This window comes from Gallicola sp. Sow4_E12 (genome assembly GCF_052116305.1).
In the GTDB taxonomy this organism is placed as follows: domain Bacteria; phylum Bacillota; class Clostridia; order Tissierellales; family Peptoniphilaceae; genus JBQKLI01.
The window spans coordinates 24,409-46,389 of sequence record NZ_JBQKLI010000010.1 but is presented as its reverse complement, the minus strand read 5'-3'; the positions used below and the strand labels follow the sequence as shown (position 1 = coordinate 46,389).

22 protein-coding genes are annotated in these 21,981 nt (G+C 35.3%); 2 read left to right on the top strand and 20 right to left on the bottom strand.

Annotation, left to right across the window (positions count from 1 at the left end; genetic code table 11):
• Positions 1-5: 5 nt before the first annotated feature.
• The 8 genes from murD to ACTQ46_RS06750 all read right to left on the bottom strand — a co-directional run bounded on the left by murD (position 6) and on the right by ACTQ46_RS06750 (position 8,312).
• Positions 6-1,337, bottom strand: a complete 1,332-nt coding sequence (gene murD, locus ACTQ46_RS06785) for a UDP-N-acetylmuramoyl-L-alanine--D-glutamate ligase (protein WP_441748318.1) — start codon at positions 1,335-1,337, stop codon at positions 6-8.
• A 119-nt stretch (positions 1,338-1,456) separates the two neighbouring features.
• Positions 1,457-3,754 (bottom strand): penicillin-binding transpeptidase domain-containing protein, encoded by a 2,298-nt coding sequence (locus tag ACTQ46_RS06780; protein WP_441748316.1) that lies wholly within the window; start codon positions 3,752-3,754, stop codon positions 1,457-1,459.
• 17 nt (positions 3,755-3,771) lie between these two features.
• On the bottom strand, positions 3,772-4,224 hold the full coding sequence (locus ACTQ46_RS06775; RefSeq protein ID WP_441748314.1) for a hypothetical protein: 453 nt from the start codon (positions 4,222-4,224) through the stop codon (positions 3,772-3,774).
• Between the two features lie 10 nt (positions 4,225-4,234).
• Positions 4,235-5,173: a 16S rRNA (cytosine(1402)-N(4))-methyltransferase RsmH gene (gene rsmH / locus ACTQ46_RS06770; protein WP_441748313.1), complete on the bottom strand. Its 939-nt coding sequence runs from the start codon at positions 5,171-5,173 to the stop codon at positions 4,235-4,237.
• 10 nt (positions 5,174-5,183) lie between these two features.
• Positions 5,184-5,615 carry a division/cell wall cluster transcriptional repressor MraZ gene (gene mraZ, locus ACTQ46_RS06765; RefSeq protein WP_441748311.1) on the bottom strand — a complete coding sequence of 144 codons (432 nt, stop codon included), beginning with the start codon at positions 5,613-5,615 and terminating at the stop codon, positions 5,184-5,186.
• A gap of 220 nt (positions 5,616-5,835) precedes the next feature.
• Positions 5,836-6,630, bottom strand: a complete 795-nt coding sequence (locus tag ACTQ46_RS06760) for a metal ABC transporter permease (protein ID WP_441748309.1) — start codon at positions 6,628-6,630, stop codon at positions 5,836-5,838.
• Positions 6,617-7,303, bottom strand: a complete 687-nt coding sequence (locus ACTQ46_RS06755; RefSeq protein WP_441748307.1) for a metal ABC transporter ATP-binding protein — start codon at positions 7,301-7,303, stop codon at positions 6,617-6,619. The genes ACTQ46_RS06760 and ACTQ46_RS06755 overlap by 14 nt, the downstream gene beginning before the upstream one ends.
• Before the next feature lie 7 nt (positions 7,304-7,310).
• On the bottom strand, positions 7,311-8,312 hold the full coding sequence (locus ACTQ46_RS06750) for a metal ABC transporter solute-binding protein, Zn/Mn family (RefSeq protein WP_441748305.1): 1,002 nt from the start codon (positions 8,310-8,312) through the stop codon (positions 7,311-7,313).
• A gap of 93 nt (positions 8,313-8,405) precedes the next feature.
• Here ACTQ46_RS06750 and ACTQ46_RS06745 point away from each other — a divergent pair, with 93 nt between their 5' ends.
• A complete protein-coding gene (locus ACTQ46_RS06745) occupies positions 8,406-8,825 on the top strand; it encodes a Fur family transcriptional regulator (protein ID WP_441748303.1) in 420 nt (139 codons plus the stop codon).
• A gap of 50 nt (positions 8,826-8,875) precedes the next feature.
• Here the strand turns inward: ACTQ46_RS06745 and ACTQ46_RS06740 are convergent, their stop codons facing one another.
• The 5 genes from ACTQ46_RS06740 to ACTQ46_RS06720 form a co-directional block, all read right to left on the bottom strand.
• Positions 8,876-9,700, bottom strand: coding sequence for a Cof-type HAD-IIB family hydrolase (locus tag ACTQ46_RS06740; protein WP_441748301.1), 825 nt, complete (start codon positions 9,698-9,700; stop codon positions 8,876-8,878).
• A gap of 159 nt (positions 9,701-9,859) precedes the next feature.
• Positions 9,860-11,377 (bottom strand): PAS domain-containing protein, encoded by a 1,518-nt coding sequence (locus ACTQ46_RS06735; RefSeq protein WP_441748299.1) that lies wholly within the window; start codon positions 11,375-11,377, stop codon positions 9,860-9,862.
• A gap of 140 nt (positions 11,378-11,517) precedes the next feature.
• Positions 11,518-12,675, bottom strand: a complete 1,158-nt coding sequence (locus ACTQ46_RS06730) for a double-cubane-cluster-containing anaerobic reductase (RefSeq protein WP_441748297.1) — start codon at positions 12,673-12,675, stop codon at positions 11,518-11,520.
• A gap of 116 nt (positions 12,676-12,791) precedes the next feature.
• Positions 12,792-13,412 carry a flavodoxin family protein gene (locus ACTQ46_RS06725; protein WP_441748296.1) on the bottom strand — a complete coding sequence of 207 codons (621 nt, stop codon included), beginning with the start codon at positions 13,410-13,412 and terminating at the stop codon, positions 12,792-12,794.
• A 62-nt stretch (positions 13,413-13,474) separates the two neighbouring features.
• Entirely contained in the window at positions 13,475-14,077 is a 603-nt protein-coding gene (locus ACTQ46_RS06720) for a peptidylprolyl isomerase (RefSeq protein WP_441748294.1), read from the bottom strand.
• Positions 14,078-14,269: 192 nt separating this feature from the next.
• Between ACTQ46_RS06720 and ACTQ46_RS06715 the strand changes: the two genes are divergently transcribed.
• On the top strand, positions 14,270-14,788 hold the full coding sequence (locus tag ACTQ46_RS06715; protein ID WP_441748292.1) for a transcription repressor NadR: 519 nt from the start codon (positions 14,270-14,272) through the stop codon (positions 14,786-14,788).
• A 214-nt stretch (positions 14,789-15,002) separates the two neighbouring features.
• On the opposite strand, the gene ACTQ46_RS06710 is transcribed toward ACTQ46_RS06715, so the two are convergent.
• From ACTQ46_RS06710 to ACTQ46_RS06680, 7 genes are all read right to left on the bottom strand, one after another.
• Positions 15,003-15,746 carry an acyltransferase domain-containing protein gene (locus ACTQ46_RS06710; RefSeq protein WP_441748426.1) on the bottom strand — a complete coding sequence of 248 codons (744 nt, stop codon included), beginning with the start codon at positions 15,744-15,746 and terminating at the stop codon, positions 15,003-15,005.
• 15 nt (positions 15,747-15,761) lie between these two features.
• The gene (locus ACTQ46_RS06705; protein ID WP_441748290.1) at positions 15,762-16,355 is read right to left on the bottom strand and encodes a hypothetical protein; all 594 of its coding nucleotides are present in this window, start codon (positions 16,353-16,355) and stop codon (positions 15,762-15,764) included.
• A gap of 12 nt (positions 16,356-16,367) precedes the next feature.
• Complete coding sequence (locus ACTQ46_RS06700; RefSeq protein ID WP_441748288.1) at positions 16,368-17,366, bottom strand: uroporphyrinogen decarboxylase family protein; 999 nt, start codon at positions 17,364-17,366, stop codon at positions 16,368-16,370.
• Entirely contained in the window at positions 17,367-18,008 is a 642-nt protein-coding gene (locus ACTQ46_RS06695) for a cobalamin B12-binding domain-containing protein (protein WP_441748286.1), read from the bottom strand.
• A gap of 1 nt (position 18,009) precedes the next feature.
• Positions 18,010-19,749: a DUF4091 domain-containing protein gene (locus ACTQ46_RS06690; RefSeq protein WP_441748284.1), complete on the bottom strand. Its 1,740-nt coding sequence runs from the start codon at positions 19,747-19,749 to the stop codon at positions 18,010-18,012.
• A 177-nt stretch (positions 19,750-19,926) separates the two neighbouring features.
• A complete protein-coding gene (locus ACTQ46_RS06685; protein WP_441748282.1) occupies positions 19,927-21,315 on the bottom strand; it encodes a sensor histidine kinase in 1,389 nt (462 codons plus the stop codon).
• Positions 21,297-21,971, bottom strand: a complete 675-nt coding sequence (locus ACTQ46_RS06680; protein ID WP_441748280.1) for a response regulator transcription factor — start codon at positions 21,969-21,971, stop codon at positions 21,297-21,299. The genes ACTQ46_RS06685 and ACTQ46_RS06680 overlap by 19 nt, the downstream gene beginning before the upstream one ends.
• Positions 21,972-21,981 lie beyond the last annotated feature (10 nt).

Genomic DNA, 21,981 nt, shown 5'->3' with positions numbered 1-21,981 from the left:
GCCACCTATAATTCTCTAACTTTTTTTTTGAAATCTCTGCCTCTGATTTCAAAATTATCATACATTCCCCAAGCAGCAGAGGCTGGAGATAGCAAAACGATATCGCCTTCATCAGATAAACAATGGGCTCGATTAACGGCTTCATACATACTTTCTACTAATTCTGCTTTGATACCATAATCCGCTGCATATTCAGCAAATAATTCACGAGTAGCTCCGAATAAAACTAAATGTTTCACTCGGTTTTTCATAACTTCAAAGAGAGGTGTCAAATCTGCTTTTTTATCATAGCCTCCCGCCAAAAGGATAATAGGACGATGAAAGGCTTCTATAGCTTTGATGCTGGCATCCACATTCGTACCTTTCGAATCGTTGTAATATTCCACCCCTTTTATCTCTCGAACAAACTCAAGACGATGTTCTACGGCTTGAAATGTCCGAATAGTTTGTCCTGCTTTTTCCATATCTAAATTCATAGCTAACGATAATCCTAATGCAATTAATACATTTTCAACGTTATGGCTTCCTTTTATAGGAATATCCTCTACCTTTAAAAGAAAATCTTTTTTTCCATCCAACTTTGAGTAGATTTTTCCTTCCTCTACAAAAACATCTCCTGATTGCTCGTTGGCGTTTGTTTTAATGATTCTAGAAGGTATCTCTTGAAGCATTTCATTCAACTCAGGATTATCTATATTAATGACCATAAAATCACTGCTATTTTGATTTTTAAATATATTCTTCTTTGCTTTTATATATTCCTCATAATTTCCATGCCAGTCTAAATGATCCGGCGAAATATTGATGATAGCTGAATACTGTGGATGAAATTTGTAAGTATTTGCTAGTTGGAAGCTGCTGCACTCTATAACAAAAACCTCATTTTTCTCTCCATTATAGATTTCCCATAGCATGCCGAGCCCAATGTTTCCAATAGCTTTTGCCTTTAATCCGCATCCAATTAATATTTCCTTCATCAACGTAGTAGTTGTTGTCTTTCCATTTGTCCCTGTCACAGCAACGATCTTTCTATCAGGAAAAAGCCTCGTAACAAGCTCCAAATCGCTTACAACTTCTAACCCTTTTTCCAAAGCTTTTTTTACAATCGGATTATGTACTGGTATCCCTGGACTTTTCAAAAGCACCTCTGCTTTTTCAAGACCTTCGTCGATATCCTTAATCCATGTATAGTTATAGCCCTCTAATTCTTTAAATACGTCTTTTAAATCTTCTTCATTTTTTTCATCATAAATATATACTTCATTTTTTAATGAGCATAGAGTTTTCACAGATGATATTCCGGAAATTCCCAGCCCATAGACTAAATATTTTTCCATTTAACTATCCCTTTTTATAAAATTTCAGACCTGCTTATAAATTATATCGAAACGGAGATTAGACTACAAGATAACAGGAAAAGGCAAAAGAAATTCTTTTGCCTTCACAATCGTCAGCTTCATTCAGCCGAAGTTGTATTTTCATTCCTGCCTCCTCCTGTTTCGGCATTTTGATCATTTTCAATGCTGTTTTCAAGAGTTTCATTATTTGTTTCTTCAGATTCATCATTTTTAATAATAATTTTAATCTTAGATCCAGGTTCTATTAGTGTCCCCGCTTCCGGTTCGGTCTTTATAATTTTCCCTTCAGTATCCCCGCTTAGTTGATATTCAATACCCAGCTCTTTCAATTGAGCTATTCCATAATCCATATTATCATTCACTAAATCAGGTATTTTGATCAATGCAAGACCGGATGGGTCTGCAACAAGTTCTACTGCAGTACCTGCAGAAACCTTAGTATAAGCCTGAGGCGACTGCTGTTGAATAATCATATTGATATCTGTAGAAGAATTGTAGATTAAAGATTGAAGACCTTGATCTCTTAACGTTCTCGTAGCATTTTTTAAAGTCATACCTGTTACATCCGGTACGGATATATTTTGTGCTGCAATCTCTTCATCTTGATTGTAATCTGCAGGATATTTATTTTCTCTGATAATATCTTCTAGTATATTCTTTGCTACAGGTCCGGCAACTGTATTTCCGCCGTTATCTCCCTGCGGTTCGTCTACTACTACTAAGATAGTGTATTTTGGATTATCTACTGGATAACTGATAAAAAAGGACGCATCTGTTTTATTGTCTTTATACTGGCCATCTTCCAATTTTATACTTGTACCTGATTTTCCACCAATCTTATAGCCTGGAATAGAAACAGTACTTCCTGTTCCTTCATTAATCACAGAATAAAGAAGCTCATTCATTTTAGCACTGGTTTCTTCTGAAATCACCTGTCTTTTTACAACAATATTCTTGTTGTCTTCAATTTTTACTTCTTCTTCATTTTTCTCTTCTTCTGATAAAACTAATTTAGGCTGAATGATATAACCGCCATTTACAACAGCATTCATCGCTGTAATCATTTGAATAGGAGTCGCAGATAAACCATGGCCGTAGCTCAATGTTGCAAGTTCAGCCTCACCTATAGAATCTACATTTTTGGGTATAAGCCCCTTTTCTTCTCCAGGAAGTTTTATTCCTGTTTTTTCCCCGAAACCAAAACCTGATAAATATTTAAAAAACTTTTCTTTCCCTATTTCCCGGATAATCTGAACAAATGCAGGGTTGCAGGAGTTGTTTAGCGCTTCGGACAGTGTCTGCTCACCATGAGGATCATACCATCTGTGGCATCGGATTTTAACACCTGGTATGTCTGTAATAAAACCTTCGCATACATATTTTGAATCTTCCTTTGTTGTCTTTTCTTCTAAAGCAACTGCCGCAGTAATAGCTTTGAATACAGATCCAGGCTCATACGTATCATTAATTGAAAAACTTCTCCAAATATCATAATAATAATTCGTGCGTTCTTCCGGATCCATTTCTTCTATCAGCTTTTTTTCTTCCTCTGTCCGTCCTACCCGAGGATTGTTTGGATCGTACTTTGGAAAATTTTCCATGCCTAAAACTTCTCCAGTTTTAGGTTTCATTACAATAACAGACATTTTTTTCGGATTATATTTCTTCATCGTTTCTTCGCCGTATTTATTAATGATACTTTGAATTTTATAATCTATTGTAAGAGATAATTCTTTTCCAGCTGTGGGTTCAAAAAGATTGCCTTGATCTTTTGGAACAGCTCTCCCATAAAGTATGTTTTTCCCGGGTGTCCCCCGCAGATCCTTGTCGAATGTGTTTTCTACTCCATAAACACCTTTATTTTCAAGATCAGTAAAACCAAGAAGATAAGATCCCATCTTGCCGTTCGGATAAAAACGATTTGTTTCACTATTGATTGAAATACTCTTATAATTATTTTCTTCGATAAGTTTATAGATTGCCTGAACTTGATCTATTGTAAGACCTGTAGCTAATTTTACCGGTTTCGTATCCTCCATTTTTTCTATTATGGCAGAACTGTCCAAATTGATTATGGAACCTAAAGACTCGGCAATTTTTGTTTTATCTTCTTCTTTTATAGACTGGGGAGTTACATAAACTGTATTCATCTTTACATTTTGAGCTAATATATTATGATTTCTGTCATAAATCGCTCCTCGACTCGCTGGAATATTAATGGTCTTTGTTTTTTGTATCTGAGCCTCTTTTCTATAGACCTCTCCGCCCGCTATCTGTAGTTGAAAGAGTCTAATAAAAAAAACGAAGCCCAATAATAGACAAAGGATAAACAATACAGCAACTCGATTCTTTGTTATCCTGTCGTTAGAATTTCGTTTTTTATTATATTTTTTCATATTTAATCCTTGTTATTTTATTCAACTTTATCCTTGGAAGAAGTATTGCTTTTATCAACATAAAGTTTTTGTGTTCTTCCTTCTAAATTCATCGACATATACTGGTCTTTTCTTGGATAATCCATGCCTAGACTGCTTCTTGCAATTTCTTCAATTCTATTAGAATCTTTGTAAGGCTCTAAATTCATAATTAAATAGTCCCTGTGTCCTTCCAATTCCGTTCTGGATACTTCAACTTGCTGCAATTCTTTGTTTTGTAAATTTACAAGAGTTGAACCATATGTAGCTAATAGCGCCATGGAAACAAAAAAGATAAACACGAAGACAGAGGCAGCCTTGTATAAAGCAAACGTTGATTTTCTTTTCTTTGCTGCTGCAGCTCTTTTTACCGTTTTGATTTTAACTTTTTTCTTTTCTCGAGGAAAAGTTTGAGGAAGGGCTTCATTATAATATTTTTTTCGAACTTCCATAATCCTCTCCTTATACTTTTTCACACACACGCAGCTTTGCGCTTCGTGATCTTGCGTTATTCTCTTTCTCAGTTTCCATAGCTTCTATTGGTTTTCTAGTAATGATTTTTACTTTTCTTCTATGATCGCATACACAAACAGGGATCTCCGGCGGGCAAATACAGTCTTTATTTAATTCTTTAAAACTGTTTTTTACAATACGATCTTCAAGAGAATGGAACGTGATAATACAAAGTCTTCCGCCCGGTTTGAGCCGTTCCACAACTTTCGGAATCACCTCTTCTAACACTCGAAGCTCTTGATTTACTTCTATACGGATTGCTTGAAATACACGTTTAGCAAAATGTCCTTGAATCTGTCTTTGTACTTTTTTAGGAATTGCATGATCTAAAACTTCAACCAGATCCAATGTTGTTGCTATTTTTTGATCTTGGCGTTCTTCAGCAATTTTCTCAGCAATTCTTTTACTCCATTTTTCTTCTCCATATTTATAGAAAATCTCTGTCAAAAATTCTTTCGGATATTCATTTACAACAGTAAATGCGCTTAATTCTTGATCCTGATCCATCCGCATATCCAAAGGAGCGTCTTTCATATAGGAAAAACCTCTTTCGCCTTCATCTAATTGATGTGAAGAAACTCCTATATCAAGAATAACACCATCCACTTTTTCTATATGAAGATCTTCCAACACCTTATCTATATGTACAAAATTATTTTTTACAAACACTGTTTTATCTTGATAGTCTTTTAGGCGCAGCTTCGCCGCCTTAAGCGCTTGCTCATCTTGATCGATACCAATGAGTTTTCCATTCTTTCCTAATTTTTTAACAATTTCTAAAGAATGTCCGCCGCCCCCAAGAGTTCCATCAACATAAATTCCATTTTCTTTTATGTTTAAATTCTCTATTGTTTCTTCTAGCAATACTGAGATATGCTCAAAATTCATATTATCATCCTTATAAATCAAGATCTGTGATCTTTTCCATTAATAAATCGTAATCCATTTCCTCTGCTGTAGAGTAGTTGCTCCATCTTTCTAAATCCCATATCTCAATTCGAGTTGCAACACCAATTAGTATTACTTCTTTATCGATTCCAGCATATTCTCTCAAATTAGGAGGAAGAAGCACTCTTCCTTGTTTATCCAATTGAGCTTCCATTGCACCAGAATAGAATAATCTTTGTATCGCTCTTCCCTCTCTTACTGATACGGGAAGGTTCAATATTTTTTCCCCAAAGTTTTTCCATTCTTCTTCAGGATAGACGAATAAACAGTGGTCCATTCCTTTTGTAATGTGGAAAGAGGCTCCCAAATCTTTTCGATATTTTGCTGGCATAATAAGGCGGCCTTTTGTGTCTATTGTATGTATATATTCGCCAATGAACAATTCAACCCCCGCCTTTTCGCTCTACTTTCCCCCACTTCACTCCACTACTATTATATTACTGAATATTGCCCATTTTTACAAGCGGACCATAAATTCAGAACCTATGTTTATTCCTGTATTTCAAGCCGTTTCTTAACGATTTTTCTATAATGTGGAGGAATGTGGTGTGTTTTTTGTTAAAAAAAGAAGAAGGTATGATCTTCTTCTTAAGAATATTTCTTTATTTTCTCTTTTCAAAAACAAACTGAACCAATAATGCCGCCACTCCCAAGAGCACAATAACTCCTCCTGGCTTTAAGCCCAGAAAATAAGAGATATGTATTCCGGCCATGGTATAGATTACAGCAAGTATCACCGCTGTAGTTACAGTGCTTTTATAGGACTTGGAAATCCGCATCGATAATGCCACTGGAAGAATCATAAGAGAGGATATCATAAGAACTCCTACAGCACGGGAGGCAACAGCTACTGTCAATGCCGTAATCAAAGTAAAAACAGTATTGATTCCATTTACAGACACTCCTGCAAGTTTTGCACCTTGTTCATCAAAAACGATATACAAAAGACCTTGATATAGTAATGCATATACCGCTAATACCACAAAGGATATCGCAAGGATAAGAAAAAACTCAGAGTTTGGTATGGCAACAATACTTCCAAACATAAAAGATTCTAAATTTGAAGTACCAGGAACAAAGTCGGATAATATACCAGCTAATCCAATCCCGGTACTCATAATAATTGCAGTGGAAAGATCCGAGCCTCTGGGAAATTTCCTTCTCAGTCTTTCCATTGAAAATCCAGCTAAGAGACAAACGGCAACAGCCCCTGCAATAGGATTCCAGCCGGCAATCAACCCGATAGAAACCCCTGCTAGGGATGCATGGGATAAAGCATCGCCCATCATGGATGTTCTCTTGTTTACCATAATTGTCCCTATACATGGAATTATTAATGAAATGAGCAGTCCAACCAGCACTGCTTTTCTCATAAACTCGTAACTATAAATCTCCATCAAGCAAATCCGTCCTTTCATCTAATTTTTTATAAGAAATTTCGAAAATACGATTGAGATGTTTTTTCATATAATCCAGTTCATGTGTGACGATTAAGATTGTTTTTTGATGAACTTTATTTAAATGATCCAGTATTTCAAATAATGTATCTTTGCTTTCCTTGTCTACTCCTGCTGTAGGTTCATCGAATATGAGCACCTCAGGATTATTCACTAAAGCTTTGGCAATCATGACGCGCTGCTGTTCCCCTCCGCTCATACGATTGTAATTATAATCCATTTTATCTGTAAGATTCACCATTTCCAACGCATATTTTGCTCGTTGCTTATCTTTCTTAGAAATAAAATTCAGCAGTTTATTCTTTTTATACAAATTTAAGGATACTACTTCCAGAGGCGTTATAGGAAAAGCTACAGTAGACTCTCTATTCATCTGAGGAACATATCCTATTAATTTTGAATTTATTTTCTCTTTTCCTCTTTTAATCAGAATTTCTCCTGTATCCGGTTTTAATTCTCCTAGGATCAATTTAATAAACGTACTCTTACCAGAACCGTTAGGACCAATAATGGCAGCATAATCCCCTTCATACAGATCCATGCTGATATCTTCTAATAAAGGGGATTCATTATATGAAAAATTTAAATTTTGAATATGAATTATCTTTTCCATAGACCTCCTAATTCGTCGCTTCTATAAAATGCTCTAGATTCTTTCTTAAAAGTGAAATATAATCTTCCTTTGCATCGACTTGTTCTTGGGAAATTCCTTCAAGTGAATAAATAGGGATAGACTTTCCACCAGTTTCTTTTACGATTGCCTCTGCAGTTTCGGAAGATGATCCTTCTCCATACAACACATCCGTTATCCCTTGTGTCTTTGCTTCTTCTATAATATTTTTCATCTTAGCCATATCAAGACCGCCCTCTCCATGAACTCCAGATAAAGGGATCTGTTGGATTCCATAATCTCTTTCGATGTAAGAAAAAGCTTTGTGAGGAACTATCATCTTTTTAATTTTTGAATGCGATAATTTTTCTGTATATTCTTGATCTAACGCGTTTAAATCATTTTTTAATGATTCATAATTTTCTTTAAAATAATTTTCATTTTCTTTATCTAAGGAAATCAATGCATTATAAACATTGTCGGCTTGAATAGATGCTTCTTTCGGGCTGATCCAAAAATGCGGATCATGATCTCCATGAGAATGTTCTTCCTCATTGTGTCCCTCTTCATGTGCATGATCGCCATGCGCCTCCTCTTCATGGCCATGTTCTTCTTCCTCTTCATGATCATGAGCTTCTTCTTTTCCTGAAATAAGATCGATGTTTTTTGAAGTATCGATGATATTAAGATTTTCCTGAGAATCTTTAAACTTCTCAAGCCAGCTCTCCAAACCTGCTCCATTAATAATTAAAGCCTCTGCCTTCGTTAAATCAGCGATTTGTTTCGCAGAAGGCTCCCAGCCGTGAACAGAACTTGAAACAGGCATGATGTTTTTAACTGTAAATTTATCTCCCGCTATCCTCTTAGTCATATATTCTAAGGGATAAAATGATGTGTATATCACCTTTCCGGAATCTGTAGTACTGCTCTGTTCTTTTTTACCAGTTGTTTGGAAAGCACTTAAAACAAATGCCAATACAAGCGCTATGACGATAAGATTTTTTCTTTTCATTATTTCCTCCTGTTTTTTAATGCAAATAATTCTCATTTGCGTTTAATTATAAAATACTTTATAATTATTGTCAATGAACATGAAGGAGTATTTATGAATACAGAATTGAAAGATTATTTAAAAAAGAAAAACTTAAAAGCTACTAAGAATCGGATTACGATTTTAAAATATATCAACAAAAGAAGAGACCCCTTTTCTGCCGAAGATATAAATAAAGATTTAATGGATCAAAACCCGATAAATCTGTCCACTATTTATAGGACCTTAAATATTTTCTTAGATAATGATATTCTCCAGAAAGTTGCTGAAATAGACGGAGTATTATATTATCAAAAATTACAAGAAAATCACCAGCATCAGCTTATCTGTACAGAATGCAAAGCTGTTGTTCCCATAGAAAATTGTCCGATTGCAGAATGGAAAGATTCCTTAGAAAAGATGACCGGCTATCAAATAGCCAGCCATCATTTAGAACTTAGAGGACTCTGTCCGAATTGCCAGCGAAAAAAATAAAACAAATATAATATTTCCGTTGGTTTATTACAGATACTTTTTCTATTTTATTATTCTTTTGGCGCCCAGATTTTTTCGATTTCTATAGCTAGACCATCTTCTCCATTCGTTTTGGTAACGAAACGAGCTGCTTCTTTCGCATCATAAGAAGCATTTCCCATGGCATAGCTTCTTTTTGCCCAACGAAGCATCTCTACGTCGTTGCCACCGTCGCCAAAAGCCATTACCTCAGTGTCTTTAATGCCAAGAATTTCGCACAAAGCTTGAAGTGCCTTTCCCTTATGGACTCCTGAGCCGTTGATTTCTAGATTACCTGGCATCGAAGAAGTCATTTCTATATCATTAAAATCTTTTAACTCTAGGAACAAGAATTCTTTCTCTTTTTCCTCCACATCTAGAACATTTATTTTTTCTATTTGAAGATTTTTCAATTCTTCCACAGACTGAATCGGATGAATCGCCTTCTTTAATTTTCTCATAAATTCATCTGATAATTCTGGATTTACAAAATGATTTAATGAATCCTCCAGCATATAGGATTCTCCCTCAGCGTATATTTCATATCCGCCGCCGTATTTTTCAATCAATCCAGTGAGCTTTTTCAGAGTGTCATATTCTAGGCCATTATTATAAATCTCTTTTTTCGTAGAGACATCAATGATCCCTGCCCCGTTTGAAACAATGGCATAGTCTACTTTATAGAGCTGTTTTATAACATCTCCCATGATGGAAAGGGTTCTTCCGCTTGCAATTACAATTTTTATCCCTTGCTCTGACGCCTTTTGGAAGGCTTCTCTATTCCTTTGAGATATGGTTAAATGATCTGTTCCCATCAGGGTCCCGTCTAGATCTGTAACAATCATCTTAATAGACATATTTCCTCCTATTATGTGTCTTCATTTTTAAACTTCTGCCACTCTTAATTTAACATAAAAAAGCTTTCTCAAAAACATTCTTTTTTATAAAACAAAAGACCAGAGCAGTACAAACTGCTCTGGAAATTATATCTATAACACTAAATGTATTTGTATCTACTATCTGCTGATTTTCTTTTTAATCTCAGCTATTAATTCCTGCAAATCCATGCCGGTATTTTTGCTCATCATTTTTATATCTGCTTTTTGCACCATTATTCTTGCTAATGGGGTTTTAAGCTTTGAAAACGCCGGGTGGATATCTTCCATTTCCTCTCTTAATTTTGGATACTGCTGGAAAAGCTCTTTTAATTTTGTATTTTCATTAATAGTATCCGCTGATAAATTCCCAGAGATTTCAGTATTTTCTTCATCCTTTTTAACATTCTTATGAGAGTCGCCGCCCCAATTCAGTAGTGTTTGCGAACCTTCCAGCTTTCGTATATGAGAAGCATCCTGCATCATTTCTAGAACACCTTTGAATCGCCCTTCTTCATCTCTCACAGCTGTGTAATGAATGTAGATAAATACATCTTCTTTATTAATCCAAAATTCTACTGTATCTTCTTCGCCGGATCTAAATTTCTTTAGGATTTCTTCCACGATATGAACGCTTGCTCTCGGATGGCAGTTTTTCACATTTCGGCCTATAACATTTTTGCTTCGAGGAAACACTCTATGTTTTGTATCTGAATAAAAGCGTACAAGTTCATTTTCATCTACATAGGATAAATCCACCGGCAGATGCTTAAAAATTAAATTGATTTGTTCAAGAGAAAGCTTTCCGGTTGCTACGTCAAGCTCTTCTGGTTTTTCCGATCCGATATTATATTTGCTTAATAAAGAAGCTAAATCCTTAGCAAAGGGCGAGTCTAGATTTTTTTCCTCTTTTTCCGGCTGTTTATTGGTGCTGCTTTCCACTTCAATCCATGCAAATCCGATTTCTTTATCTCCTTCAGCCATCTGTTTAAAGTCTTCACCAGAAAGCATCGATAAAGCAGTAGGATACAGTACAGATTCTTCCTTTTGCAATAAATCTTTTAGATCTTCTATAATCGTATTTTGAAGTTTAATAAATTCTTCTTCCTGATTTTCATCTAATAAATCTCTGGCTTCTTTTATTTCATCGCGAACAAAATCGTCTAAAGTCCACATCGTAGTCGTCGGCCGGTCAAAACCTTTCTTTTCCAATGTAGCATATAGCTGATTTTGTTTCCGTGAAAAATGTTTCTTAATTTCATCTAATTTATCATAGATTTCATACCATTGATTTTTAATCACTGGATATTGAACTAAATCTTCGATGGAAGAAATAATTTCTCGTATCACATCATTTTCTCTGTAATAACACATTATCGGATGATTCTTATCAAGATCCGGCCTATCTGTATCCATAATTCCTTTAAACAAATTAAGCATCCTTTGGATGTCTTCTTTTTGGCATTCATCGTCATCGATATGCTTTAACTGCTGTTCTGCCAAAGCAATTTCATAAGGCTTGATTTTGCCTGCTTTATTTAGCAATTCTTCTTTTGCTTCTTCCTCTGTAATCTCTCTTCTATTATATCTATTGCTGATTTCAAAGATAATTTCTAATCTCTTGTTGTCTGTTTTGGGCAGGTAATTTTCCATTTCCATAGAGTTAACTCCTTTTTAAGTTATCATTCACTAACATTATAACCTAAGTATAAGAGAATAAGAGAAGCAAAACTATGATTTAAATCATAGTTCGATAAAAACACCTATAAACAGGTGCTTTCCCGAAATGTTTTTTTATTTTAGAGCATCTCAATAAATGCTGCAATACGAGTATCTACTTGTCCACTGTCCGCTGTAGAATAATCTGTTTCTAATTTCATATAAGGAATCCCTGCATTTCTTACAGCTCTTTCCATCTTCGTCGCTTCAATATTAAAAGTATGACAAGCTTGAAGGATTACTTCGATGACGCCATCTCCCTTATATTCTTTAATGGCTTCTAAAGTATGATCCATTCTTCCATCATTCGGTGTAAGAACTGAGCAGTTTACCTCAAGATAACGATCGGATATAGCCCGCATAATATCCTCTGCTTCAGTATCGACCATCTGCATTTGAGTTCTCTCTCCGCCACAATCGTCTTTATAAACAATTACTCCGCCATTCGCTTCAATAGGACCGCCTATTTTTTCGATGACTCCGCTCATTGGACAGCCTGTTATTAAAATTCTCTTCGCATCTATGGATACAGGTCTCTCTCCTCTTTCGTACTTCTCCTTTGCCTCTTTCGTGAACTTTCGGATCGCTGCTATTTGATCTTCTAGCTTAAAGGAAAATGTACCCTTCATCACTTCCAAAAGCATATCTGTTCCCACTGCCATAGGAGGCTCCGCTTTTTGTATTTCAAACATTTCGATAAGAGCTTTCCGTAATTCGTTACGTTTAACGGCGGCCTGTCTTAGATCTTCCTCTGATATTTCAACATCGAATTTTTTCTCCAGTACTTCTTTAAAATACTGGCATTCCTGATACCATGATTCTTTCGAATGAGGTCTATCTGTTCCTTGTGGTAAATGAAGCACATGAACATCCTTTAGATCCCCTAAAAGCTCATACATTTTCTTTTTTCCATCGCAAGTAGTTTCTCCCACGATTAAATCCGAGAAATATGTAAAAGGACAAGTTTCTGTTTTCGCAAACCCATAGGTTGATTTTATCAGCGGGCAAAGATTTTTAGGCAGATCGATTTCTGCATCGGCTATCGGTTCGTTGCTTGTACCGCAAAGGGCAACGCTGGCGATACCACCTGCATCCATAATTTCATTCGGAGTATAGGAGCAAAGATATCCAGCAAGTTTTCCACCTTGTTCTTTAAATTCCATAGCTGTTATAAAGCTCTGTTTTCTTGTATCAATATATTCATCAAATTTTTCCGGCAATGATAAATTCTTTTTCATAATTCACTCCTTAACTTAACTTTTTCTTCTGTAAACCACCTAAACTATAGCAAATCAGAAAAAGATTAGCGAGTTAAATAAATCTTTATATCGTGATGGACAATTATCAAAATCATTTATTCCATTATGAAATTCGTATAGTACTTGTTCTCGTATTCTGGACTTTTAACATCATTTTTGCCTGCTTCTATGGACTGCAGCAGCCATGCCATATTTTCCCCTAAGGTCCTCATAGTCTGAAGCCCTTCTAGATCTTTTTTTGCCTCTTCCGGGTTTGTACCATGAACCATATTCCAATACTGGGATCCTGCCAGATGTACATTGTTCATTTGAAAATACTTGTTAAGCCGGTCGAAAGCCGCAGTCGCCCCTCCCCTTCTGCAGGTGACTATAGAAGCCCCTATCATGCCTTCCAGTTTCTTGCCTCCTGCGTAGCATAACCTTTCCATAAAAGAACAAATCTGACCTGTAGGACCTCCGTAATAGACAGGAGATCCTATTACAATCCCCTGATACTGATTCATCTTTTGTATAATAATATTAACATGATCGTCAAAGGTGCAGATCCCTTCTTCATCGCATTTGCCGCAGGCGGTACAGCCGGCGATCGGTTTTTGTCCAAGATAAAGAATATCCGTTTCTATATGTCTTTTTTCTAAAGTATCCGCTACTTCTTTTAATGCAGTATAAGTGCATCCATTTTTGTGTGGGCTTCCATTAATCAAGATTACTTTCATATGATCTCCTTTTTATTTCTTCATGAAAAAAGAAACGAAAATTTCGTTTCTTTTTTATAGTATTATTTTTCTTCAATTTCTACAGTTTCAATAATTACATCTTCCAAAGGTTTATCATTTCCATCACGCTCTGTTTTGCTGATAGCTTCCACAACATCCATTCCTTCTAAAACATGTCCAAAAACTGAATGGCGGAAATCAAGCCAGTAGGCTCCTCCAAGTTTTTCATAAGCATCCACTACTTCTTCCGGATAGCCTTCTTCAACTCCAAGATCTCTCATTTGAGAAATCGCATCCCCTGGAACAGAATCTGCAGTCACAATAAAGAACTGGCTTCCATTTGTATTAGGACCTGCATTAGCCATCGAAAGAGCTCCATAAAGATTTCTATAATCCATGTCGAATTCGTCTTCAAAGGATGACCCGAAAGAGCTTTCGCCTCCTCTTCCTGTACCTGTAGGATCACCTCCTTGAATCATAAAACCTGGTATAACTCGATGGAAAACAACTCCATCATAGTAACCGCTTTTTGCAAGGCTGATGAAGCTTTCTACAGCTTTAGGGGCTGCTTCTGGAAATAAAAGGATTTCTACATTTCCCTTATTCGTTTTAATAGTAGCGATCTTGTCGCCCTCTTTTGGTTGCGATAATTGTCTTAATGTCATATATTACCTCCTGGGTATTTTAACTCTATTATACCCTAATAGAGCCTTGCTATAAAGTTTCTAGGCTTATTTCCACAACCTTTATTGACAGATTTCTCTCTAGATATTAAGATTGAAATCAAACAATATAGTTCTCATATTCTATTCTTATGAATTAGATGAAATAAATAAAAAGAATGAAAAGGTGATAGTATGAACGAAACAGTCGATAGAAGAATAGAAATCCTTAAAATATTAGAGGGACGCACAAAACCGATCTCTGGAACAGAATTAGCAAAAATATTCGATGTTTCCAGACAAATTATAGTTCAGGATATAGCTATACTGAAAGCAGAAGAACATCCCATCCTCTCAACAAATCGAGGTTACAAATTAGTCGATGAAAATAACTGCAGAAGAATCTTAAAACTCTCCCACGAAGATGAAGATATCGAAGAAGAACTAAATACAATCGTAGATTTAGGAGCTGTTGTAAAAGATGTCTTTGTAAACCATAAAGTATACGGTACTATTCGTGTCGATATGAATATACGCTCTAGAAAAGATGTGAAAAATTTCATGGCTACACTGGATTCCGGTATCAGCAGACCTTTGAAAAATCTTACAGAAAATTATCACTATCATACCATTACTGCAGAGAATGAAGATACTTTAGATGAAGTCGAGTTAAAACTAAAACGTTTAGGTTATTTATTAGAAAAAAGCATTTAACCCTTTTATAGGAGTTAAATGCTTTTTTCTTTTTAAAAATTTTTTCAGCTTCTTTTAATAATATCCATAGAGTAGAGCTTGTTTCCAACTCTATCTACACTCGCAAAAAATTCTGACACAGAATTATACGCTTTTGCTTTTTAACTATTCTTATTAAGCTGGCCTATCTAAGACAAATCCTGCAGCAGAGTATGATAGGAATTATTACTAAATTTTATCTATGAAGCAGCTCCTCTTTTGAGATTATATAGATGCCTTTCGCCATGCCAAGAGATCTTTTCTTGATCAAAACTTCCTTCGCTCTTTTCTGAAGCGAAGTTCTCGCTTTATACTCTAACGGATTATTTTTGATTGTACCAAATACCCGTTCTTCAAACTGTCTGCTCCTTCTTTTCTCGCTGATAATGTGATACTGTTTTTGAAACGATATAATATTCGAATTCCTTGGAAGCATATCTTTCAACTCTTGATTCAACAGCCAAGAGTCGCACACAAAAGCTATCCAATCAAAATTATAAAACTTATCATAAAACTTAGCTGCTTTTTTATAGGATTTCTGGCATTCTCTAAAATCCAAAGGGCCGCCTTCTTGTATATGAACGTTTAACTGGATTGCATTTTTTACAATTCCCCTCTTTGCAAGATATGCTTCCGCTTCAGGATCTTCTATTTTTTCAAATTGAAGCCGGCCTAGTTTGAAGACTCTCATATCCATCGTCAGTTCCAGCCATTGAAATTCTCGAATACCGACTTTACCGTATTTTTTATAATAATCCTTCGCCCATATATCAATGTCCGTTATCGAATCTTGAAATATTTCTAAATCGATTTTTTTCTGAAGATATTTTTCCCTTAGTTCATCTTTAAGTTCCTTTAGAATATAGTACATATTCTCATACAGAGAATCCTGGTTTTTCCTTACCTTTTTATAAAAAAGCTCTCTGTCGTTATAATAGATCGCTGCTAGATCTCTTCAAACTTCTTTAAAATCACAACCGCTGCATTCTTCGCATCTAGAATATTTTTCAGTTTTCCTGCCCAGTTCGATTTCCAAAGCTACAGATTTAATCGGATACAGCTGAAAAGAATCACCTATAGCGATGCTCTTTATATTCTTCATCTTTTCATAAATCTCTTTTTGTTTACTTAAAGGATAGGAAGAGGATCCGGGATAGTTTTCTTTTACAGCAAAAAGTCCCGTTTGTCTCTCTATGACTTTTATAAGTTGAGAGTTGATTTCATCTAATATAACAATTGCTATTTTATCCAGTATCAAGCCTCTTATCGCTTCTGATTCCTTCGTATACTGATTGATTTTATCTTGAATCTTATCTCCCACTGTATATATAAGAAAAGCTCTCCTGTCTTCAATGATATAATCAAAATCAATATCTATAAGAGAATAGACGGTGTTTATTTCTTCCTGTATCTTTTTTTCGATTATAACTGGAATTTCACGATTCTTATAACCTAAAAATCTGCTTATGGTCTCTCTTTGCTCTTCTAAGTTGAGAACGATATCTTTTTTAAAATCTTCAGAATAAATCTTACTTAAGCACTTATCCATTTTTCTATCTCCCTATTTCTTAATCGATCTCCTTGCAGTTTTAATCGCCGTCTGCAGATTCACAACAGGAGTATCATTTAAACAATTGCATCCAAAGGCACATAAATAATTACGGTAAGGATTCATTTTATGATTCAGTTCCTTTGTCTCTTTTTCTATTTCCTCTGCAGTACCTCTTCCGATCAACTGAATCGGATCTAAATTTCCGATTAAGACAATATCATCAGGTATTCTTTCTATTACCTTTTCATAATCCATAATCTGATCGAGACTCACTGCATGGAGATTGCATTCAAGCATAAGATCTAGAAAATGTGAAGTATCTCCGCAGATATGCATCCCTTTCCAACATTTAAGACGGTCAAAGATCGAATTAACTCTTGGAATAACATATTTTATAAAATTGTCGGGACTTAATGTTACAGTGCCTGGCTCAGAAATAGAAATATATTGGGCGCCGCTTTTTTCAACCGCTTTTGCATATCGAAGCACCGTTTCCGTCGTAAAGTCTAAAATTCTTTCCACAAATTCCGGATTCTTTACAATAGAACGAAGCAGATGAGTGGCTCCCGCTAATTGGATCGCTAAGGTGAAAGGACCTTGAATAGAAACATAGAGCGGTTTATTGATATGCTCTGATATCAGCTTTAAACTTTCTAAATTAACGGGCATTCGTCCTGAAGAAAAAGGATCAGGAACTTCAAGTTTCAGTAAATCCTCATTTCTTTGTATTGGATGGCTGATTACACTTGGGAAATCATAATCCGGTTTTAGAATTTCAGAACCTATCGTTTCACAAAATATAATCCCGTCGCATAAAGAGTAGATAAAATCCGATTCGAAGACTTCATTCATTTTCTGTGCCAGTTCCAGCTGTTTTAAAGGGTCCTCGTAAACTTCGTAAGCCGTATATCCTACAAGCTCTAAACCGTTTGTTGCCATATCCGGCAAAAAGAATCCTCTTTTTTCACTGTTAATATACTCCAGTAAAGACATCTTGCGCCAATGCATCTACTTTTCCTCCATTAAACTGCGGACTAATTGAACGGCTTCCATCGCATTTTTGGAATAGCCGTCAGCACCGATTTTATCAGCATATTTTTGACTGATACATCCTCCGCCTATGATGACCTTAGGTTTTTCTGAATCTTTGATATTTTTATTCTTCATAAGATCTACTGTTTCTTTCATAACCTCCATCGTTGTGGTCATCATTGTAGATAGAGCGATAATATCCGCTTTTTCTTCTATGGCTCTTTCTACAATATCTTCGGCTTTTACATTCAAACCCATATCAACCACTCTAAAATCCGAAGCTTCCATCATGATTTTTACAATATTTTTACCGATCTCATGAAGATCCCCCTCTACAACTCCTAAAATAATTTTAGGTCCTTGGCTTTCCTTTTGTATGCCTTTACCTTTTAAAAATTGAACCCCTTTATTTAAAGTATCCGCACATACGATCACTTCTGGTATATAGTATTTATTTTCTTCATATAATTTAGTAACTTGAACCATTCCGGCGCTTAAACCCTTTTCGTAAATATCTACAGTAGAAATTCCGCTGTCTATCGCCTCTTGAATCAGGATCTCTATCCGATCTTCATCCATATTATAAACAGCTTCAGCTACTTTTTCTAATGCATTCATCTTATTTCTCCGCTATTTTTTCTATTAAAGAATTTCTAAAATTCATATATTTTTCATATTCCAGTGAATAATGAAGTTCTACTTCTAAGGCATTTATATAATTCATCTCTTCTTTTTTTCCAAGGATTTCTTTAAGCCCTGAGCGGATTCTATCTGCGTTGATACTGTTTTCTGCCTCTTTTAATAGATAAAAATCCTGAAGCCCATAAAGGAAATTTTTCATTCGGATGGATGCTAAAGGATATCCATTTTTCCCAGGATAGACAAAGAACATATCCCCCGCTGTCCATTTCTCTTTTTTATAACTTGCATCATTAAAAACATCCCCCGGCCAAATACCGAAAGACCATCTTAAAAAACCATCTACATTCATAAAATAAGTAAACCAGCCCTTTATACGGGATTCGATAAGAGGCGATTCTAAAAATATATTCAGATTTTTAGGAAAACAACAGGAATACCAGGTTAATTTTCCGTTTTTTTCTATAACTTCTGCTCTCAATCTTTCAAGGTCTTTCAAATTATGAACCAGCTCGCAGGTGCTAAGAGAAATAGAGTGGATATATTCATCATTGTTTTCAAAAAATTCCTGATTATGGATGGCACATTTTAGAACAATCTTTAACCCGCCAGCCGCTTCCTTAAAAAGCTTTATCGCTTCTTGAAAAAGTTTTGTATTGTTAGGCTCATCACTCATGATAAGAGTTTTATCCCATAGTTTTAGATCTTCTAGATGATGGAAGACAATTGCTAGATATTCCTTCACTTCATCTCTTAAAGTAAAACACTTATAAGACTCACTTTTTTCATCATAATAGGAGATACGGATAGGGTCTTCATAATCTTCTAAAGGATTCCCGAAATCAACACGATCCCAGTTTCCAAGGATCCCGAAAAGGTTGATCTCTTGAGAGATCCCGTGTTTTTCGCATAAGGAGATAAAGCGGTCAAACGCAGTGAAGTCGCAATTTATTTTACCCTCAATATTTTTCCATACTTTTACAATATTAAGTTCAAATAAATTATTATGATTCTCTTCTACTTGATAACATCTCTGGCCTGCCCAAGAAAAATCTGAAATGATAAGATCACAAACCTTTTGTCCTAGTTTTCCCATTCCTTCTAGATAATGATCGATAATTTCGAAATGCACTTCGCTAAAATAAGGAACATCATAGGCCCTTGCCCAGTTACAGGGATGCTGCCACAGGTCGAGATAAAATAAGGAGTCTTTCATGTCCGGTATAGAAATATCAGCTATAGAAATCTCAACCTCCTCTTCATATACAACTTCCTCTGGAAGATATTCCTTCGAATAATAAACTTTTATGCCGAGAATAATCTTTTCCCCTTTAAAATCTTTCGGCACCTTTCCAGAGATATAAAGAAGCTGGTCTTTCGTTTCCGACAACTTTGATCTTTTGTCGGATAATATATCAGCTATATTATTCCCATGATCCTCCACCGCATACTCAGCGATCCGCAGTTCAAAATAAGAATTGCAATTATTCCCTTTCTCTTCTCTTGCTTCTATTACTACACGGTACTCGTCGATTAAACCTTTCCAAGAGATATCTTTATAATCGTTAATCGTTGTATAAAACTCATGGTCTTTTCGTATTAGAAACTGCAGTCCGAATTCTTCGTTTTTTAGAACTTTTAACTCTTTGAAAAAATCTGTTTCAGGTATATTTCCTGCCTTATGTTTATACGCGCTATTTAGTAAAAAATACTCTTTCATATAGAACTCCTTTGTTGTTTCATCTTTCTTTCTCTAGCTAGATTATAACAAAAGGATTTCCATGTTTCATTATGCATTTGTTTGCAACTTGATGTATTATCAAAATGATATCTGGAAAAGCAAAAAACTGCAGCCGGTTCAATGAATGGCTGCAGCTTTTTTATTTCGATATGTTTTTTATTTATTTTCTATTCTTAATACTACTCTTCCTCCATGTTCCTGATTTTCTAGGATCAGTTCTCCATGGTGTTTTTTAGCGATTTCCTCTGCTATAAAAAGACCCATCCCGTAGTGTTTGCCGCTTCTCTCTTTATCATGGGTGTAAAATTTAAGCTTTCCTTTTTCAAGGGATTCTTTTGTAAACCCTTCTCCTTGATCCTCTACGATGAATTCTGTATAAAGATCCTCTTTCTCTAGTATAAAGGAGACTTCTCCCCCTTGTGGAGTAAATTCTACGGCATTTGTTAAAATGTTTGACAATGCTCTAATAAGCAGTTCACGATTCCCGTAAAAATCCTCTACATTATTATTGATTATTTTGACCTTAATATCTCGAGATCTGAGCAGTGAATGCATCCCCTCCATTAACTCCCCTACAAATACAGAAGTATGAATTTCTTCCATGCTTTGTTCTGTCTCTTTTGGAGGAGAACCGCCGCCCACTAATAAACCTAAATAATTTTCAACTTTTCTAGAATTTTCTTGAATATCTTTTAATATCAACTGGTCCATATTCGAATTTTCAGCTTCTAAAAGCAGCTCTGTATTCCCTTTGATTACCGTTAGGGGTGTTTTAATATCATGGGCTAAAGATGCTGTCTGGAATTTCTGTTCTTCTTCCTTTTTCCACTGCTCTGTCAAAGAGTTCTTTAAAGAATTTCTCATGATATCAATAGACGTGAGAACAGAATTAAACTCCTGAATAGAAGAGATCGGAAGGATAAAATCCAAATTTTGTTTTTCGATTTTTTTTACCGTTTTGATAATTGGCGAAACTTCTTTTTTTAATTTTCGATTAAAAATCTTAGAAAAAATTAATATTAATATTACGATCACAGCAAAACCAGAAGCCGCAAAAATTGGAATTGCTGGAAGATCTTTGTAAGCTAAGAATGGAACAGTCATCATATAAGGAGCATAAACTTCAAGAAGCAAGTAACCCTGATCTAAAGTATAGATGTGAATACTCTGATCATTGTTTCCACTATAACTTACTGATCTAAATTCTTCTAACCCTCTATTTTTAAAATAATCGATAGGTAATTCTATATAGTACAAATAGTCTTTATCCTCCATATTCGTCGTGGTAGGCATTCCGCTTTCATCGTAAAGGATATATTTAGTCTTTTCTGGTAATACTCTAGGATCAAAAGGACTTTGATTTAAAAATGCTGGTTCTACATTTAAAACTTTATTGATACTCGCTTGATCTCTGCTGGCATATCCTTGGTATTTCGAAAATCCATAAAACCAGAATAAGAAAGCTACCCATAAGGCTATCAAAACTCCTAATAATACAAAATATCTTATAAATAGGTGATTAAATTTTACTCCTCTTTTTTCCATTTATAACCCACCCCCCAGACGGTTTCAATAGGCTTTTTATCAAATTTTATTAATTTCTTTCTAATGTTTTTTATATGGACACGAATAGAAGAAATATCACTTTCGCTGTCGTATCCAAATATGGATTCTAAAATTCTTTCTAAAGAAAATACCTGCCCCCAGTTTTTAGCTAAGAACACGCAGATATCGTATTCGCTTTTTGTTAAGATTATTTTCTCTTCATCCTGTTCTATAAACAGTTCTTTCGCCTGTATATCAAAACGATATTCTCCTCTTTGAAAACTGTGTTGTTTTTCCCGCTTTTCTCTTCTCAAATGAGCCTCGACTCTTGCTCTAAGCTCTGTAATGCTAAAGGGCTTTTTAATATAGTCGTCTCCTCCGCTTGAAAATCCTTCCAAAAGATCTTCTTCCATTGTCTTTGCGGTGATAAAAAGAATGGGAATATCCACTTCCTTTCGTATTTTTCTACAAAATTCAAAACCGTCGATTCCCGGCATCATTACATCTAAAAGGAGTAGATCGATCTTAGAAAATTCATCCGGGCGCAGGTTGCTGCAGTTATTTCGAATCTTTACCCCATACCCTTCTTTTATCAAAACTCTCTCGATCATCCTGCAGATGCCAGGATCATCGTCTATCACGAATATATTTGGCATTTCTCTCACC